Annotated in this window: 12 protein-coding genes; all 12 read left to right on the top strand. The window is 58.6% G+C overall.

Annotated features, from left to right (window positions below; genetic code table 11):
- Positions 1-474 precede the first annotated feature (474 nt).
- Entirely contained in the window at positions 475-1,362 is an 888-nt protein-coding gene (gene ilvE / locus AB1500_07520) for a branched-chain-amino-acid transaminase (GenBank protein MEW6183012.1), read from the top strand.
- Between the two features lie 164 nt (positions 1,363-1,526).
- On the top strand, positions 1,527-3,194 hold the full coding sequence (ilvD, locus tag AB1500_07515) for a dihydroxy-acid dehydratase (GenBank protein ID MEW6183011.1): 1,668 nt from the start codon (positions 1,527-1,529) through the stop codon (positions 3,192-3,194).
- Between the two features lie 57 nt (positions 3,195-3,251).
- A complete protein-coding gene (gene ilvB / locus AB1500_07510; GenBank protein MEW6183010.1) occupies positions 3,252-4,913 on the top strand; it encodes a biosynthetic-type acetolactate synthase large subunit in 1,662 nt (553 codons plus the stop codon).
- A 173-nt stretch (positions 4,914-5,086) separates the two neighbouring features.
- Positions 5,087-5,599, top strand: a complete 513-nt coding sequence (ilvN, locus tag AB1500_07505; GenBank protein MEW6183009.1) for an acetolactate synthase small subunit — start codon at positions 5,087-5,089, stop codon at positions 5,597-5,599.
- A complete protein-coding gene (gene ilvC, locus AB1500_07500; GenBank protein ID MEW6183008.1) occupies positions 5,596-6,588 on the top strand; it encodes a ketol-acid reductoisomerase in 993 nt (330 codons plus the stop codon). Before ilvN ends, ilvC begins: the two co-directional genes overlap by 4 nt.
- A 19-nt stretch (positions 6,589-6,607) precedes the next feature.
- Positions 6,608-8,266: a biosynthetic-type acetolactate synthase large subunit gene (gene ilvB / locus AB1500_07495; GenBank protein ID MEW6183007.1), complete on the top strand. Its 1,659-nt coding sequence runs from the start codon at positions 6,608-6,610 to the stop codon at positions 8,264-8,266.
- Positions 8,267-8,296: 30 nt separating this feature from the next.
- The gene (locus tag AB1500_07490) at positions 8,297-9,823 is read left to right on the top strand and encodes a 2-isopropylmalate synthase (protein ID MEW6183006.1); all 1,527 of its coding nucleotides are present in this window, start codon (positions 8,297-8,299) and stop codon (positions 9,821-9,823) included.
- Between the two features lie 353 nt (positions 9,824-10,176).
- Entirely contained in the window at positions 10,177-11,436 is a 1,260-nt protein-coding gene (leuC, locus tag AB1500_07485; protein ID MEW6183005.1) for a 3-isopropylmalate dehydratase large subunit, read from the top strand.
- Positions 11,437-11,931 (top strand): 3-isopropylmalate dehydratase small subunit, encoded by a 495-nt coding sequence (locus tag AB1500_07480; protein ID MEW6183004.1) that lies wholly within the window; start codon positions 11,437-11,439, stop codon positions 11,929-11,931.
- A gap of 24 nt (positions 11,932-11,955) precedes the next feature.
- A complete protein-coding gene (gene cimA, locus AB1500_07475) occupies positions 11,956-13,527 on the top strand; it encodes a citramalate synthase (GenBank protein MEW6183003.1) in 1,572 nt (523 codons plus the stop codon).
- 127 nt (positions 13,528-13,654) lie between these two features.
- Entirely contained in the window at positions 13,655-15,010 is a 1,356-nt protein-coding gene (gene glmM, locus AB1500_07470; GenBank protein ID MEW6183002.1) for a phosphoglucosamine mutase, read from the top strand.
- A gap of 715 nt (positions 15,011-15,725) precedes the next feature.
- Entirely contained in the window at positions 15,726-17,549 is a 1,824-nt protein-coding gene (glmS, locus tag AB1500_07465) for a glutamine--fructose-6-phosphate transaminase (isomerizing) (GenBank protein MEW6183001.1), read from the top strand.
- Positions 17,550-17,728: the final 179 nt, after the last annotated feature.

Genomic DNA, 17,728 nt, shown 5'->3' with positions numbered 1-17,728 from the left:
TCTTGCCGCGAAGCGAGCCGGGTTTGGTGCGAGCCGGTGCGGGAGTGCGTTTCTTAATCACCCCCGAGTCGAAGGGTGAAAAGGTAACTATTCAGCCGCCATGTTACACTGGCGGAACGCGGCGAGAAGTGATGTACTGCAAGGAAGACCGAGCGGGGGCGAACCGGAGTGTACCCGGAAGTACATGAGGATTCGGCTCCACTCGGCTGACGCAGCAATATGTTACTCATCGTCGCGCCCGACGATAAAACACCTGAATGGTTAGTGCCCGAGTAGCCTGTTCCGGGATGGCTTCCCGTTATCAAAACCGTGTGTTGAGCGCGACACACCAAAGAGGCCGCTTTACCGTGAGGTGGCGGCAACCGGGGTGGTACCGCGGAGGTTTTAGCCTCTCGTCCCTGGTCAGGCACTAAGTGCGGACCAGGCGGGAGGCTTTAGTTTATATTTTTTATCACGCCAAGGAGGAAGAAACGAATGGGGCTCTTAATCTACATGGACGGCGATTTCGTTCCGGAAGAAAAGGCTGCGGTATCCGTCTTCGACCACGGTTTGTTGTACGGAGACGGCGTTTTCGAAGGCATCAGGGCTTACCACGGCAGGGTCTTCAAGTTGCAGGCGCATCTCAACCGGCTCTACGAGTCCGCCAAGTCCATTCTGCTTGAGATCCCGCTTGATAGAAAACAGATGCAGGAGGTCGTTCTGGAGTCGTGCCGCCGGAACAACATCCGGGACGGGTACATCAGGCTCGTGGTGACGCGGGGGAAGGGCGATCTCGGACTTGACCCGAATAAGTGTTCAAAACCCACGGTTTTCTGCATCGCGGCTACGATACAACTTTACCCGCAGGAACTGTACGAGAAGGGCCTGGATGTCGTCACGGTTTCCACCCGGCGTAACATTCCGGAAGCGCTGAACCCGCGTATTAAATCGCTCAACTACTTGAACAACATATTGGCTAAGATCGAATCGCATCTAACCGGGGCCCAGGAAGCGATCATGCTCACCACCGACGGGTATGTGGCCGAGGCTTCGGCGGACAATATCTTTATTGTCAAAAACGGGACGCTGATCACGCCGCCGCTGTTTTTGGGCGCCCTGGAGGGCATAACCCGAAACACGGTGCTGGACCTGGCGCGCGAAAAAGGGATTGCAGTAGAGGAAAAGGTTTTTACCAGGCATGACATCTTTATCGCCGACGAGTGCTTCCTGACGGGCACCGGCGCCGAAGTCATTCCCGTGGTCAAGGTGGACGCGCGGCCCATCGGCGACGGTCACCCGGGACCGGTAACCTGGGAATTAATCCGGGCGTTCCGGGAACTGACAAAGGTTGAAGGACCGGAGATCTTTCGGGATGGGAAGTAAGGTCGGAATCCAGAAGTCAGAATTCAGAATCCAGAAGGTAAAAGTAAGAATATAGAAGCCGGGAGTAGGGTGGACTCTAACCACCGGAGTCAGGAGTTGCGTGTTGAAAGTTAAGGGATGTGTTTGATTTATAAGTGAGATTTGGAGAAAAGGGGGTTAAGCTTTTGCGTAGCGACACGGTAAAGAAAGGGCTTGAAAAGGCGCCGCACCGCTCGCTTTTTAAGGCGCTCGGCTTTACGGAAACGGAGTTTGATCGTCCGATCATCGGCGTGGTCAATTCCTTTAACGAGATAATCCCCGGGCATATTCATCTCAGGGATATTAGTGAAGCGGTAAAAGCCGGGGTGCGCATGGCCGGGGGGGTGCCGGTCGAGTTCCCGACCATCGGGATTTGTGACGGGATTGCGATGAACCACCGCGGCATGAAGTATTCGCTGGCCTCCCGCGAGCTTATCGCCGACAGCGTGGAGGTGATGGTTGAGGCCCATGCCTTCGACGGTCTTGTTTTTGTAACGGCTTGCGACAAGATTGTTCCTGGAATGATGATCGCCGCGGCGAGGCTGAACATCCCGGCGATTGTGGTCAGTGGCGGTCCGATGCTTCCCGGGCGCTTTCAGGGACGCAAGGTTACTGTAACCAGCGTATTCGAAGCCGTCGGAAAGGTCAAGACAGGTTCGATGACCGCGGCGGAGCTTGCGGAACTCGAAGAGGTCGCGTGCCCCGGATGCGGCTCGTGTGCCGGAATGTTTACCGCCAACTCGATGAACTGTCTGACCGAGGCCCTCGGCATGGCGCTCCCCGGCAACGGAACGATTCTCGCCGTCAGTGCGGCGCGGCGCCGCCTGGCTAAAATGTCGGGAATGCGGGCGGTGGAGATGGTTAAAGAAAACCTCACTCCTTCGCAGATATTTACACCCGCCGCCGTTAGAAACGCTTTCACGGTCGACATGGCGCTCGGCTGCTCGACGAACACCATCCTTCACCTTACGGCGATCGCTTATGAGGCCGGCGTGGAGATCGACCTCCGGGAGATAAATGAGATCAGCAGTAAAACACCGAATCTCTGCCGCCTGGACCCGGCAGGACCTTTTTTCCTTCAGGACCTGGACGAGGCCGGGGGCATTCCCGCCGTTATGAACGTATTGACCGGCGCCGGGTTGATTAATACCGAAGCTCTGACGGTTACGGGGCGGAAGGTGGAAGATAATATAAACGGGCGTGCGGTTCGCCGTCCGGAGGTAATAAGGGCGATTTCCGAAGCTTACAGTCCCACAGGCGGGCTCGCGGTCCTTTTCGGCAACCTGGCGCCGGAGGGCGCGGTGGTCAAACAAGCGGCGGTAGCGCCGGAGATGCTGCGGCACAAGGGGCCGGCGCGTGTTTTTGACAGCGAGGAGGACGCGGTGCAGGCGATTATGAACGGCGCGTTCGAGAAGGGGGACGTTCTTGTAGTCCGCTATGAAGGGCCGCGCGGCGGCCCGGGGATGCGGGAGATGCTGACCGCGACCGCTACGCTGGCGGGGCTCGGCCGGGATAAGGACGTGGCGCTCCTCACCGACGGGCGTTTTTCGGGCGCTTCCCGCGGGGCGGCCATCGGGCACATCTCGCCCGAAGCGGCGGCGGCGGGGACGATCGCGGCGCTGCGCAACGGTGATATGATCGAGATAGATATTCCCGGGCGGCGGCTTGAAGTGCAGTTGGACGGGAGTGAAATCAACGCGAGGCTTGCGACCCTGCCGTCCCGGGAGCCCAAGATTTCACACGGTTACCTGGGCCGCTATGCGGGCATGGTCTCTTCGGCCAGCAAAGGGGCGGTCTTTCCTTCGCGGGGTTGAGCCTGGATTCGGGACACAGGACTTGACTCGTGACTTATTTTAGATGGGGGTGGGGTTTTGAAAAAAAAGGTTTCCGGGGGAGACATACTGATTAAAAGTCTGAAAAGAGAGGGAGCCGAAGTCATCTTCGGTTATCCGGGCGGGTCGGTGCTGCCGATCTACGATGCGCTTTACGATGCAGACATCCGGCACATCCTGATGCGCCACGAGCAGGCGGCGGCCCATGCCGCCGACGGTTACGCCCGCGCTACCGGACGACCCGGGGTGTGCATGGCTACTTCCGGACCGGGGGCAACAAACCTGGTGACCGGAATCGCCACGGCTTTTATGGACTCAAGCCCCCTCGTGGCGTTCACCGGACAAGTACCTACCGCCCTCATCGGTCGTGATTCGTTTCAGGAAGCTGATATCACCGGCGTTACGCTGCCGGTGACGAAACATAACTTTTTGGTTAAGGATGTCCGGGATCTTACCCGGACTGTAAAAGAAGCCTTTTATATCGCCAAAACCGGCCGCCCCGGCCCTGTTCTCGTGGACATCCCAAAAGATGTGTCGGGTGGGATGGCCGAGTATTTGGAACCCGGTCCCGTCGACCTGCCGGGATATAAACCGGTGGTCAACCCGGATCCCGCCGCGGTGCTCGCGGCCGCCGGCCTTATCGCTTCCGCCCGGCGGCCGGTGATCTACGCCGGCGGCGGGGTGGTTATTTCAGGCGCTCACGGGGAATTGCGGCAGCTTGCGGAATTGATAATGGCCCCGGTGACTACGACGCTGATGGGTATCGGCGGCTTCCCCGGAAATCACCCGCTTTCGCTCGGAATGCTGGGGATGCACGGGACGCGCTACGCCAACTACGCCATTTGCGAGTGTGATGTCCTGATTGCGGTGGGTGCGCGGTTTGACGACCGGGTAACCGGCAAGGTGGAGACCTTTGCGCCTGAGGCAAAGATAATTCATATCGATATCGACGAGGCCGAGGTTTCGAAAAACGTCCGGGTCGACGTGCCGGTTACGGGGGACGTCCGGGTGGTGCTGCAGAAGCTGCTGGAGGTACTCAAGGGCGCGTCACACCCGGCATGGGTGGACAAGATAAACACCTGGAAAAAGGAGTACCCGCTTCAGTTTGACGATAACGGGTTGAAACCGCAGTACGTCATTAAGGAAATCGACCGGTTGACCGGTGGCAAAGCCCGGATCACCACCGAGGTGGGGCAGAACCAGATGTGGGCGGCGCAGTTTTATACCTATACGCGGCCTCGCTCGTTTATTTCCTCGGGCGGCTTGGGAACGATGGGTTTCGGGTTCCCCGCCGCCATAGGGGTGCAGGTGGCCTGTCCGGAGGAAACGGTTTTTGATATCGCCGGCGACGGTTCGATCCAGATGAACATCCAGGAGCTGGCTACGGTTGTGAGCAACGACCTGCCGGTGAACGTCGCCATTATGAACAACGGGTTCCTGGGGATGGTGCGTCAGTGGCAGGAGCTGTTTTACAAACGCCGGTATTCATATACCGAAATCTACGGCCCGGATTTCGTCAAGGTGGCCGAGGCCTACGGCGCGGAAGGAATCCGGGTGACCAAACCGGCGGAGGTGGGGACGGCGCTCGAACAGGCGATCGCTTCTTCAAGGCCGGTGTTCCTTGATTTCGTAATCGAACGTGAGGAAAACGTGATGCCGATGGTTCCGCCCGGTGAGTCCCTGGAAAAGATGTTGGGTTAAATGGCAAGAGTGATTAACCACAGGGACACAGAGCACACGGAGGGGAAAAACGGAAACATGGGTATTTGACTTTTGGCACTCAGTCTTGATATTTTTGTTCTCTGTGAACTCTGTGCCTCCGTGGTGGAATATTTTTTGTCCGGCTTGTCCGGGGTTAGGGAGTGATATTTGCGATGCGCCATACGTTAGCCGTCCTTGTGGAAAACAACCCCGGGGTTCTGGCCCGGGTGGCGGGGCTTTTCAGCCGCCGCGGGTTTAATATCGACAGCCTTGCGGTGGGCCGTACGGAAAACCCTGTGGTTTCCCGGATGACCATTGTGGTTGAAGGAGACGACCGGGTGCTCGAGCAGGTCATCAAACAGCTCCGGAAACTGGTCGAGGTGTTAAAGGTGCAGGATGTCACCAAGGAGGAGCATGTCGACCGGGAACTTGCGCTGCTCAAGGTGAGCGCGGACCCGTCGAGGCGGGCGGAGGTAATTCAGATTGTGGAAATCTTCCGGGCGCATATTGTGGATATAGGGCGGAAGACGATGATCGTGGAGGTAACGGGTGACGAAGGCAAGGTAAACGCCCTGGAGAACGCGCTTAAACCTTTCGGGGTTAAAGAACTGGTTCGCACAGGAAAGGTGGCCATGCTCCGGGGTACTAAGGATATTACTATGAATGGCAAGGAGGCGGCGGAATGATTCGGGTTTATTATGACGGGGATGCGGATTTGAATGTTTTGCGGGACAAGGTTGTTGCCGTAATGGGTTACGGCAGCCAGGGAAGGGCCCAGGCGCTGAATTTGAAGGACAGCGGGATAAACGTTATCGTCGGGCTCAGGGCCACGAGCTCTTCCGCGGAAAGGGTGCAGGCGGACGGCCTGGCCCCGGCGACGGTGGCGGATGCCGCCCGCCAGGCGCAGGTAATCCAGATGCTTATACCGGATGAGCAGCAGGCCAGGGTTTACCGGGAGGAAATAGCGGCCCATCTTACAACGGGCAAAGCCCTTATGTTTTCACACGGTTTTAACATACACTTCGGTCAGATCCAGCCGCCGAAGGATGTGGACGTTTTCATGGTGGCCCCCAAGAGCCCGGGCCCGATGCTCCGGCGGCTTTACACGGAGGGCGCGGGGGTTCCCGGCTTGATCGCCGTGCACCAGGATTACTCCGGCGAGGCGCGGGACCTCGCGCTGGCTTACGCAAAGGCGACGGGTCTGACGCGGGCGGGTGTTTTTGAGACCAGCTTCCGCGAAGAGACGGAAACCGACCTTTTCGGAGAGCAGTGCGTGCTTTGCGGCGGCGTGTCGGAGTTGATTAAGGCCGGCTTCGAAACGCTGGTGGAGGCGGGATACGCGCCTGAAATCGCATATTTTGAATGCTGCCACGAGTTAAAGCTCATTGTCGACCTGATTTACGAAGGCGGTCTTACGGAAATGCGCCGCCGGGTGAGCAACACGGCGGAATACGGCGATTACCGCAGCGGTCCCCGCGTTATTAACGAAGATGTGCGGGAAGAGATGCGGTGCATCCTGGACGAGATCCAGAGCGGCGAATTCGCCCGTGAATGGGTGCTGGAGAACCAGGCCAACCAGCCGGTGCTCCAGGCTGTTCGCCGCCGGGAGCGCGCTCAGCAGATAGAGGAGATCGGCAAGGAACTGCGCCAGATGATGTCCTGGCTGCGCAAATAGAGGTGAGAGGGGCGAAACCATGATCACCGTCGGTGAAGCGGTCATCCGGTGTCTTGAAAAGGAAGGGGTGGAGCTTATATTCGGCTACCCCGGCGGGGCCGTGCTTCCGGTTTACGACGCGCTTTACGGCGCCAAGATCACACATGTCCTGGTGCGCAACGAGCAGGGCGCCGTACATGCCGCCAATGGATATGCCAGGGTGACCGGACGGGTCGGGGTGTGTTTTGCCACCTCCGGGCCCGGGGCTACGAACCTGGTCACCGGGATAGCCACCGCGTATATGGATTCCGTCCCGATAGTACTGTTTACAGGACAGGTTCCAACGGCCCAGGTAGGTACCGACGCGTTTCAGGAAGTGGATATCACCGGTATTACGATGCCGGTCACCAAGCACAACTTTCTGGTTAAGGACCCGTCGGAGGTTCCTTCCGTTATTAAGAAGGCCTTTCATCTTGCCCGGACCGGCAGGCCGGGACCGGTATTGATCGACCTCCCCCGCGACGTGACCGGCGCCATGACGGAGTTTGATTACCCGGAAAAGGTCGAACTCAAGGGTTACAAGCCCACGTACAAGGGGCATCCGACGCAGGTAGCCCAGGCGGCGAAGATGATTTTCGAATCCAGTAGACCTGTTATCCTTGCGGGTGGCGGGGTTATAAGCAGCGGCGCCGCACCGGAGTTATTAAAGCTTGCGGAAACCATTTCGGCGCCGGTGGCGTCGACCCTGATGGGGATCGGCGGTTTTCCGGGCGACCACAGTCTGTTCCTTGGCATGGCCGGTCTTCACGGCACCCGTTACGCGAATCTGGCGATCACCAACTCCGACCTCTTGATCGGGCTCGGGGTACGGTTTGCGGACAGGGTAACCGGAACCGTAGAGAAGTTTGCGCCAAACGCCCGTGTGATTCACGTGGACGTCGACCCGGCGGAAATCGGTAAGAATGTCCGTCCTAACCTGCCGATAGTCGGCGACGTCAAGCAGGTGCTGTCGGCGCTGCTCCCGCTTCTTTCGCTGCGCGAGAACGGGGACTGGTTGGAGACCGTCGCGGGGTACAAGCGCGATCATCCCCTCGACTACGGACGGGAAGCGGGCTTCAAGCCACAGTACGTTGTTGAACGGCTCAGTGCCCTGACTCGGGGGGAAAGCGTTGTGGTGACCGACGTGGGGCAGCATCAGATGTGGGTGGCGCAGTATTATTGCTTTAAGCACCCCCGCACACTTGTAACCTCCGGTGGCCTGGGCTGCATGGGGTACGGACTCCCGGCTTCCATCGGGGCGAAATTCGGCAGTCCGGACAGACAGGTGATCCTGGTGAGCGGGGACGGAAGTTTCCAGATGATGATGACCGAACTCGGCACACTGGCCGAGCAGGGCCTTACCGTGAAGATTTTTATCCTTAACAACAAGCGGCTCGGAATGGTACGGCAACTTCAGGAGTTTTACTGCGATAAGCGTTATTCGGGGGTGGATTTCAGCTTCGTCCCCGATTTTGCGGCCCTCGCCGGTGTTTACGGTCTTGCCGGCTATACGGCGGAAAGCGCCTCGGCTTTTGACGGAATAGTGGAAGAGGTCATGGCGAAGGACGGCCCGGCGCTGGTTAATTGCCTTATCGAGCCGGAAGAAAACGTCTATCCTATGGTCCTGGCGGGCAGCGGTCTTGATGAGGCCATAGATTAGTTTGTAACCATTCGGGCAGGGGGAATACGGATGGAACGTATATACATTTTCGACACCACACTCAGGGACGGTGAACAATCGCCCGGGGTGAACCTGAACGTAAAGGAAAAGGTTCAGATAGCCAGGCAGTTGGTGCGCCTTGGGGTTGACATAATCGAGGCCGGTTTTCCGATAGCTTCGCCAGGCGATTTTAACGCGGTTTCGGAGATCGCTAAGGACGTCAAGGGCTCAACGGTCGCCGCCCTGGCGCGGGCGAAATTCGCGGATATCGACCGGGCATGGGAGGCCCTGCAGGGGGCGGAACAGCCCCGGATTCACACCTTCATCTCCACCTCGGACATTCATCTGAAGCATCAACTGAAGATGGACCGGGAGGAGGTGCTTGAAGCCGCGCGGGAGTGCGTAAAGCGGGCGAAAGATTATACCTCCGACGTGGAGTTTTCGGCGATGGACGCCTCGCGCTCCGACGTCGATTACCTGTGCCGGGTACTGGCGGCGGCGATCGAAGCCGGGGCTACGGTCCTGAACATTCCCGATACCGTCGGTTATGCGGTTCCCGAGGAGTTCGGAGAATTCATCCGGACCATTCGGGAAAGGACGCCCGGGATTGAAAAAGCGATTGTCAGCGTTCATTGTCATAATGATCTCGGGCTGGCGGTCGCCAATACGCTGGCGGCGATCAGGAACGGCGCGCGGCAGGCGGAGGTGGCGGTGAACGGCATCGGCGAGCGGGCCGGGAACGCGGCGCTTGAGGAATTGGTAATGGGGCTTTACTCCAGACGCTCGTTATACGGGATGACCACCGGCATCAAAACCGAAGAGATCTTTCGCACCTCGAAACTCGTAACCGTTTTAACCGGTATGCCGGTCCAGCCGAATAAGGCCGTGGTCGGGAAGAACGCTTTCGCTCATGAATCAGGGATTCACCAGGACGGGGTGTTGAAAGAGCGTACGACCTACGAGATCATTGACCCGAAGGTCATCGGAATCCCCCAGTCGCAGATCGTGCTGGGCAAGCTTTCCGGAAGGCACGCCTTCAAGACGCGGCTGGCGGAGTTGGGGTATACGCTTACGGAAGAAGAGCTGAAGGCGGCTTTTACCCGGTTCAAGGAACTCTGTGACCGGAAAAAGACCGTTACGGACGACGACCTGCAGGTGCTCATGGAGGAAGAGATCCGCAAAATACCGCCGACCTACGAGCTCAGCTACCTCCATATCTCCAGCGGGACCACCGTGGTTCCGACGGCCACCCTCGGGCTGCTGTCGGGCGGCAACGTGATCGAGGAGGCCGCCTGCGGGAACGGGCCCGTGGACGCGATATATAAGGCTATCGATAAGATAACCGGGTTTACGTTTACCCTCGAGGCCTACGGCATCGATGCGGTTACCGGCGGTAAAGACGCGGTAGGGAGTGTTATGGTGAGGGTCAAGAATGAGAAAGGTCAGATATTCCTGGGCCGGGGAATCAGCACCGACGTTCTTGAGGCGAGTGCGCGGGCTTACATCGATGCGATCAATAAAATGGTGGCGGATATGAACGGGCTAAAACAGCGCTAGCGTTTATTTAGTTTATTTAATAGATAGTAGGCAGTAGATAGAATATGGAAAATAGAAGGTAAGTAGACTTGAGTGAGGCAGGAGTCACGAGTCGGGGATTTTAACCACGATCAACACAGATAGAATGACGTGAGCAGCTTTCAGGCAAATGTTCTTTTTAGTTTGGAACTCGTAACCCGGAACTTTTATTTCTTTCTCAGGTCGCGACATAATGCCCAGGACTCAATTGATACTCAATCCGGGTCTCTGTGGGAAAATTTTTTCTTCGGCTTATCCGGGTTAGGGGTTACATTCTACATTTTATATTCTGTATTCTTAATGAGAGTTGCGGAAGGTGGATGGAGATGAGCCGGATTCCACAAACGGTAACGGAGAAGATACTTGCGGCGCACGCCGGGAAGGAATACGTCGAACCGGGCGAATTGATCAGCGCGAAAGTCGACGTGCTCCTGGGGAACGACATCACCGCGCCCCTGGCGATCCGGGAGTTTGAGCGGGTCGGCGTGCCTGTTTTCGACCCGGCGGCGGTGGTTATGGTCCCGGATCACTTCACGCCCAACAAGGACATTAAATCAGCGGAGCAGGCCAAGGTTATGAGGGAATTCGCCCGGCGGCACGACCTGCCCAACTACTTCGAGGTCGGGCGGATGGGTATCGAGCACTGCCTCCTGCCCGAACAGGGACTGGTGGGACCCGGCGACGTGGTTATCGGGGCTGATTCCCATACCTGCACTTATGGGGCGCTCGGCGCATTCGCCACCGGGGTGGGGTCCACCGACCTGGCTGCGGCGATGGCGCTCGGCGAGACCTGGTTTAAGGTACCGGAATCACTGAAGTTCGTGTACACCGGTAAATTAGGGCCGTGGGTCGGGGGTAAGGACCTGATTCTTCACGCCATAGGGGAGATCGGGGTGGAAGGGGCGCTTTACTGCGCCATGGAGTTTTGCGGGCCGGTGATAGAAAACCTTTCTTTGGACGGACGGCTTACCATGTGCAACATGGCGGTGGAGGCCGGCGCTAAAAACGGGATCATCGCCGCCGACGACAAGACCGACGCTTACGTCCGCGGCCGCGCCCGGCGGCCCTACCGGGTATTTGCGAGCGACCCCGACGCCGGCTATAAAAAGGTTTATGAGTTTGACGTGAGCGATCTCGAGCCCTGCGTGGCTTGCCCGCATTTACCGGACAACGTCAGGCCGGTGAGCAGGGCGGGGGATGTTAAAATCGATCAGGTGGTAGTCGGTTCGTGTACCAACGGGCGGATGGACGACCTGCGTCTGGCGGCCCGGGTTTTAAGCGGCAGAAAGGTCCACAAGAACGTGCGGATGATAGTTATTCCCGGGACCCAGGAGATCTATCTCCAGGCGCTCAAAGAAGGCCTTATCGAAACCTTTATCGTTGCCGGAGCCGTCTTTTCCACGCCGACGTGCGGGCCGTGTCTCGGCGGGCATATGGGGATCCTGGCCAAAGGCGAGCGCGCGGTCTCCACGACTAACCGTAATTTTGTGGGACGCATGGGGCATCCGGAAAGCGAGGTCTATCTCGCCAACCCCGCTGTGGCTGCGGCATCCGCTATTGCGGGACGGATTGCAGGCCCGGAAGAGGTGAGCTAAATGACTGAAGGAAACGTCTTTAAATTCGGCGATAACGTCGACACGGACCTTATCATCCCGGCGCGTTACCTTAACACCAGCGACCCGGCGGAACTGGCGCTCCACTGTATGGAAGACGCCGATCCCACATTCGCCGGACGCGTTCAATCAGGCGACGTGATAGTGGCCGGGGCCAATTTCGGGTGCGGTTCCTCGCGGGAGCACGCGCCTGTGGCCATCAAGGCCGCCGGTGTGGCCTGCGTGGTGGCCCGAAGCTTTGCACGGATATTTTACCGGAACGCTTTCAACATCGGGCTTCCCATTCTCGAATGCGCTGAAGCCGAATCGGTACCGACGGGAAGCCGGGTGCGGGTCGATCTCGACACAGGCAGGATCACCGTGGTCGGCACCGGGCAGGAGTACCAGGCCCGGCCGATTCCGCCGTTTATGCAGGCGATTGTTACGGCGGGAGGGCTCATACCTTACGTTATCGGCAGGGCGGAAGCCGGTAAATAGTCAGCCGGAGGCAGGAGTGACAAGATGCGTGCGGTAGAGGTTTATGATACCACGCTGCGTGACGGAGCGCAGACGGAAGGGATATCCTTTTCCGTCGAGGATAAATTAAAAATCACCCAAAAGCTCGACCGGATGGGCTTCCATTACGTCGAAGGGGGCTACCCAGGCTCCAACCCCAAGGACATGGAGTATTTCGCCCGTGTCCGCGAGCTAAGGCTTGAAAACGCCCGGGTTACGGCGTTCGGCTCCACCAGGAAGAAGAACGTCCGTCCGGCGGATGATGAAAACCTGTCGGTAATCCTAAAATCCGGGGCCACAATAGCCACACTCGTCGGGAAGAGCTGGGATTTTCACGTAACCCGGGCGCTCGGTACCACCCTTGAGGAAAACCTGGCGATGATCCGGGAGTCGATCGCTTACCTCCGGGACCAAGGGCTGACGGTGATTTACGACGCCGAGCATTTCTTCGACGGTTATAAAGCAAACCGGGAGTATGCCCTCGCCACGCTTGAGGCGGCCGCCGCCGGCGGCGCGGCGGGTCTGGTACTCTGCGACACCAACGGCGGCATGCTTTCCTGGGAGATCGGTCCGGTGGTGGAGTTGGTCTGCGGGAGTTTCGACCTCCCGGTGGGGATACACGCCCATAACGACACCGGCATGGCGGTGGCCAATACCCTTGCGGCCGTCCAGGCCGGCGCGGGACAGGTGCAGGGAACGGTTAACGGATACGGCGAACGCTGCGGCAACGCCGACCTCTGCGTGGTGGTTCCCAATCTTTCATTGAAGTGCGGTATGATAACCATTCCGGCGGAAAGGGTGCGGCGTATGGTGGAGCTGTCCCGTTACGTCAGCGAGGTCGCCAACATTCACCCGAACCCGCAGCAGCCTTATGTCGGGATGAGCGCCTTCGCCAGTAAAGCCGGTCTGCACGTCAACGCGCTGATGAAAGACCCGCTAACTTACGAGCACATTAACCCGGAAGCGGTGGGCAACCGCCGCCGGGTTCTTGTCTCGGAACTATCCGGTCTGTCGAACATGCTTCACAAACTCCGCGAATTGAACCATGACCTGCCGACACAGGGGGAATCGGCCCGCCAGGTCCTGGATCAGTTGAAGGAGCTCGAACACCAGGGGTTTCAGTTTGAGAGCGCCGAAGGTTCCTTCGAGCTTTTGCTCATGAAGGCTTCGAACAACTACCAGAAGCCCTTCATATTAGAAACCCTTCGTATCCTTAACGAGCTGAAGGAAGGCGGCACCGTTCATTCCGAAGCCACGATCAAGCTCCAGGTGGGAGACAAGATGGTCCACACCGCCGCCGAGGGCAACGGTCCCGTCAACGCACTCGACAACGCGCTTCGCAAGGCCCTGGAACAGTTTTATCCCTCCATAAAAAAAATGCGGCTTACCGACTATAAGGTGCGCGTACTGAATGAAACAGCCGGCACGGGCGCACTGGTCCGCGTGCTTATCGAAACGGCCGACGGGCAAAGGTCCTGGGTCACCGTAGGGGTATCCCCGAACATCATCGAGGCGAGCTGGCAGGCGCTTGCGGACAGCTTTGCTTACGGCCTGCTGAAGAAGGACAGCCACGATTAAGCCTTTTAAAACCATTTACTTCAAGGCCTCCAGACTAACCAACTATTTTCTTGCGGCATAAGATAAAATATCGTTGACACGGGAACTTTGTCGTTATAAAGTTTGGCCGAAGGGGGCTTTTGCGCGAGTGGGTATTCTTTTTGGCACCGACGGTGTTCGAGGTGTTGCCAATGACGGGCTTGGTCCCGAACTGGCGTTTAAACTCGGCCGGGCAGGCGCGTATATCCTTACCCGCAGACCGGGGACCAAAGGGATCGTTGTGGGGCGCGATACCCGGGCTTCGGGTGAGATGCTGGAAGCGGCGATAGTCGCGGGGATACTGTCCGCGGGCGCCGACGCTCTTCTGCTGGGTGTTGTGCCGACACCGGCGGTGGCTTATCTTGTACGCGCCCTTGAAGCGGCGGGCGGGGTAATGATTTCGGCTTCGCATAACCCCGCGCCGGACAACGGAATAAAATTCTTCGGGGCCGACGGTTATAAATTGCCGGACGCGGCCGAAGAAGAGATTGAAGGATTTGTTTTGGGGCGCATGAACGGCATTCCTTCACCGGTGGGGGGCGACATCGGCCGGGCGGTGACGGCGCACGACGCGGTCAGGCGGTACATGAATCACGCCCTCAACGCCGGACCGAAGGAACTCAAAGGACTCCGGATCGCGGTGGACTGCGCCCATGGGGCGGCTTATGAGGTTGCGCCGCGGGTGCTTGAATCTCTGGGGGCGGAGGTCATCGCCGCGGGAGCCCGGCCGGACGGGCTTAACATCAACAGCGGCTGCGGTTCCACAAGGCCGCAGGCGCTAAGCGAACTGGTGCTCTCTTCCGGCGCCGCTCTGGGTCTGTCTTTTGACGGAGACGCGGACCGGTTGATCGCCGTGGACGAAAAAGGAAACGTTGTCGACGGCGATGCCATCATCCTGGCCTGCGCCCGTTACCTCAAAAGGAGAGGTGAGCTTGCCTCGAATACAGTCGTGGTTACGGTGATGTCCAACCTGGGACTGCACCGGGCGCTTGCCGCTTCCGGGATAGACGCCTCGGTGACCAGGGTAGGCGACCGTTACGTTTTAGAAGAGATGCTGCGGATCGGCGCCTGTCTCGGCGGAGAGCAGTCCGGGCATATCATTTTCCTCGGCCAGAACACCACCGGTGACGGGATTATCACCGCGCTGAACCTTTTGAAGGTGATGCGGGAAACCGGGGAATCGCTCGGGGAGCTGGCGGCCGAATTCGAGCGGTACCCGCAGCTTTTGAAAAACGTTCGGGTGAACGAAAAGGAAAGGATACTCAACAGCCCGGTTTTAGCGGAAGAGATAAAGCGGCAGGAAGAGCGCCTCGGAAGCGAGGGCAGGGTGCTCGTGCGGGCCTCGGGTACGGAATCGTTGATCAGGGTCATGGTGGAGGCCCGCGATCCGGACTTGACCCTCCAGGTGGTGAATGAACTGGTGGGAGTGGTCCACACGCTCGAAGGAGGTGAAATAGCGGTTTAGGTAGAATATAATTGATGACAATTTTCAAGCGCCAGAACCGGTTAGGGATTTTAGTATTAGCCCTCTACCGGGACGGTCAGAAGCAAGCATGGCAGAAACGGATGTCGGATGCAGGATGTCAGAGGTCAGAATTTTTGTAGAAATTCGCTATGCGAATTTCCCCTAAATTTTCGGGCTTCCGACTTTTGACTTCTGAAACAGCCAGGCGCAGCTTATCACCGTCCTAACCGGTTGACGAGGGGGAGGCTTATCGAGTTTTATTCGGCGGGTGCCTCCCGGCCGGCCACGGCCGTAAGCGGTGTCACAAAACCGGCGGGTAACCGCCGGGACAAAAGCACCAGGTGGCGATTCGGCAAAGTATGGCTTTCCGCGCGCATACGCATCTTTTGTTTTTGCGAAAACAGCGCCGTGCTTTAATGCCCGGCGCTTGCTTTTTAAAGAGATGAATACCGAGCTTTACAGGATTCGCCCATGCCGCGTTGCGGCACAACGAACAATGAAAATGGGGTGACCCGTGAGCTTGGATTTTAGAAGCAGTGTTGTAATATACACGGAACGCGGCGAGAAGTGATGCAGTGCAAGAAAGGCCGGCGGAGGCGAACCGGAGCGTACTGGGTGCGTACGTGAGGATTCGGCTCCGCCGGGCTGACGCAGCAATGCGTTGCTTATCGCCGCGCCCGCCGAAAGCAGTACTATTTTTAAGGAGGACTAAAAAATGTGCGGCATAGTCGGCTACACCGGCCCACAGCAGGCGCTGCCCCTTCTGATTACGGGTCTTAAAAAACTCGAGTATCGAGGATACGATTCGGCGGGTATCGCGGTCGTGGAAGAAGGGCGGCTGGCCTTGCTCAAGAAAGAGGGAAAGATCGCGGCCTTGGAGTCTCACCTTAACGGCAACAGCCCCCTTGGCACCACGGGCATCGGCCATACCCGCTGGGCGACCCACGGGGCGCCCACCGATATAAACGCCCACCCCCACCTGGACTGCGCGGGGCGAATCGCCGTCGTGCACAACGGGATTATCGAGAATTACCTCGAGTTGAGGCAGGAGCTTGCGGCGCGGGGCCACAGGCTTGTTTCGGACACGGACACCGAGGTGATACCGCATTTGATCGAGGAGCTTTACGAAGGGGATTTGTTCACGGCGCTGAGGAGGGCCGTGGCGCTTCTGCGCGGCTCCTACGCCGTGGCGGCGGTTGCCGCGGGCGAACCCGGCAGAGTCGTCGCCGCCCGCCGCGACAGCCCCCTCATTGTAGGACTGGGCGGCGAAGAGAACTTCCTGGCCTCCGACATCCCGGCGGTGTTGGCTTCCACCCGCCGGACGCACATCCTCAAAGACGACGAATTCGCCGATGTGCGGCCGGACGGCGTTTTGATCTGCGACGGCGCCGGACGGCGTATTGATAAAGAGGTTTTCGAGGTTAACTGGGACCCCGGCCAGGCCGAGAAAGGCTCTTACGCGCACTTCATGCTCAAGGAGATTCACGAGCAGCCGAAGGTGCTGCGGGACACCATGCGCGGGCGGGTAAGCGGCGATACCGTCGTTTTCCCGGAACTGAAACTGGACCCGGAACTGCTGAAATCCTGCCGGCGGGTGTTCATCACCGCGTGCGGCACGGCCTATCACGCCGGATTGATCGGAAAGACGCTGATAGAGCGTCTGGTGCGCATCCCGGTTGAGGTCGATATCGCCTCCGAGTTCCGGTACCGAGAGCCGCTGATCGGCGATGGCGACCTGCTGATCGTGGTCAGCCAGTCCGGAGAGACGGCGGATACCCTTGCCGCCATGCGGGAGGCGAAGGCCAGGGGCGCTTCCGTTCTGGCGGTGACCAATGTCGTAGGAAGCTCGGTGGCCCGGGAGGCGGACGATTCCCTTTTTACCTGGGCCGGCCCGGAGATCGCCGTGGCTTCGACCAAGGCTTACGTGGCACAGGTTTTCGTGCTGACGCTTTTCGCGATTTATCTGGCGCAGGAAAGGCGAACGGCGCCTCCCGAACTCCTGCGCAAACTAACGGCGGAACTGCCGCGCCTTTCGGAATACGTGGCGGAAATACTCGCGCGCGACAAGGAGATCGCGGCGCTGGCGGCAGCCCGGAAGAACGCGTCGAGCACCTTCTTCATCGGCCGGGGGCTGGATTGGGCGGTGGCGGCGGAAGGGGCGCTGAAGCTCAAGGAAATCTCCTACATTCACGCCGAGGCTTACGCCGCCGGCGAGCTGAAGCACGGAACCCTGGCACTGATAACCGCGGGTGTACCGGTAATGGCCCTTGCCACCCAGCCCGCGCTGTACGAAAAAACGGTGAGCAACATCAAGGAGGTCAAGGCCCGCGGCGCCGACGTCCTGGCGGTGACGACCGAAACAGGCGGGAACATCGCCCGGGTGGCCGACGCCGTCATTACCGTGCCGCCCGCGCACCCCATGCTCGCCCCGGCGGTGGCGGTAGTGCCGCTCCAGCTCTTCGCCTACTATGCCGCCGTAACCCGCGGGTGCGACGTCGACAAGCCGCGCAACTTGGCCAAGAGCGTCACGGTGGAGTAGCGTACTAATTAATTTCCGGTACTACAGCTTCAATAAGAAGTAAAGTGGGCCGCGCCGTTCGGGCGGACCCACTTTTTGTTTCAGTAAAGCACCGGGCTCTTGTATACTTTCAGGTTTATTAATCCGTTGAGTTGTTATACTAAAATTAAGGAAAAATGCAAACAAATGTACGATGTTTG

The sequence above is a fragment of the Bacillota bacterium genome (genome assembly GCA_040755295.1).
Taxonomy (GTDB): domain Bacteria; phylum Bacillota; class Desulfotomaculia; order Desulfotomaculales; family Ammonificaceae; genus SURF-55.
Note: the sequence above shows the minus strand (reverse complement) of the source record. Positions and strands in the feature narration are given on the sequence as shown.

What these genes read in the sequence shown, in the direction of transcription:
- cimA (MEW6183003.1), top strand. Translation starts at nt 11,956, where the DNA reads ATGCGTGCGGTAGAGGTTTATGATACCACGCTGCGTGACGGAGCGCAG.
- ilvN (MEW6183009.1), top strand. Translation starts at nt 5,087, where the DNA reads ATGCGCCATACGTTAGCCGTCCTTGTGGAAAACAACCCCGGGGTTCTG.
- glmS (MEW6183001.1), top strand. Translation starts at nt 15,726, where the DNA reads ATGTGCGGCATAGTCGGCTACACCGGCCCACAGCAGGCGCTGCCCCTT.
- ilvE (MEW6183012.1), top strand. Translation starts at nt 475, where the DNA reads ATGGGGCTCTTAATCTACATGGACGGCGATTTCGTTCCGGAAGAAAAG.
- AB1500_07490 (MEW6183006.1), top strand. Translation starts at nt 8,297, where the DNA reads ATGGAACGTATATACATTTTCGACACCACACTCAGGGACGGTGAACAA.
- AB1500_07480 (MEW6183004.1), top strand. Translation starts at nt 11,437, where the DNA reads ATGACTGAAGGAAACGTCTTTAAATTCGGCGATAACGTCGACACGGAC.
- ilvB (MEW6183007.1), top strand. Translation starts at nt 6,608, where the DNA reads ATGATCACCGTCGGTGAAGCGGTCATCCGGTGTCTTGAAAAGGAAGGG.
- ilvC (MEW6183008.1), top strand. Translation starts at nt 5,596, where the DNA reads ATGATTCGGGTTTATTATGACGGGGATGCGGATTTGAATGTTTTGCGG.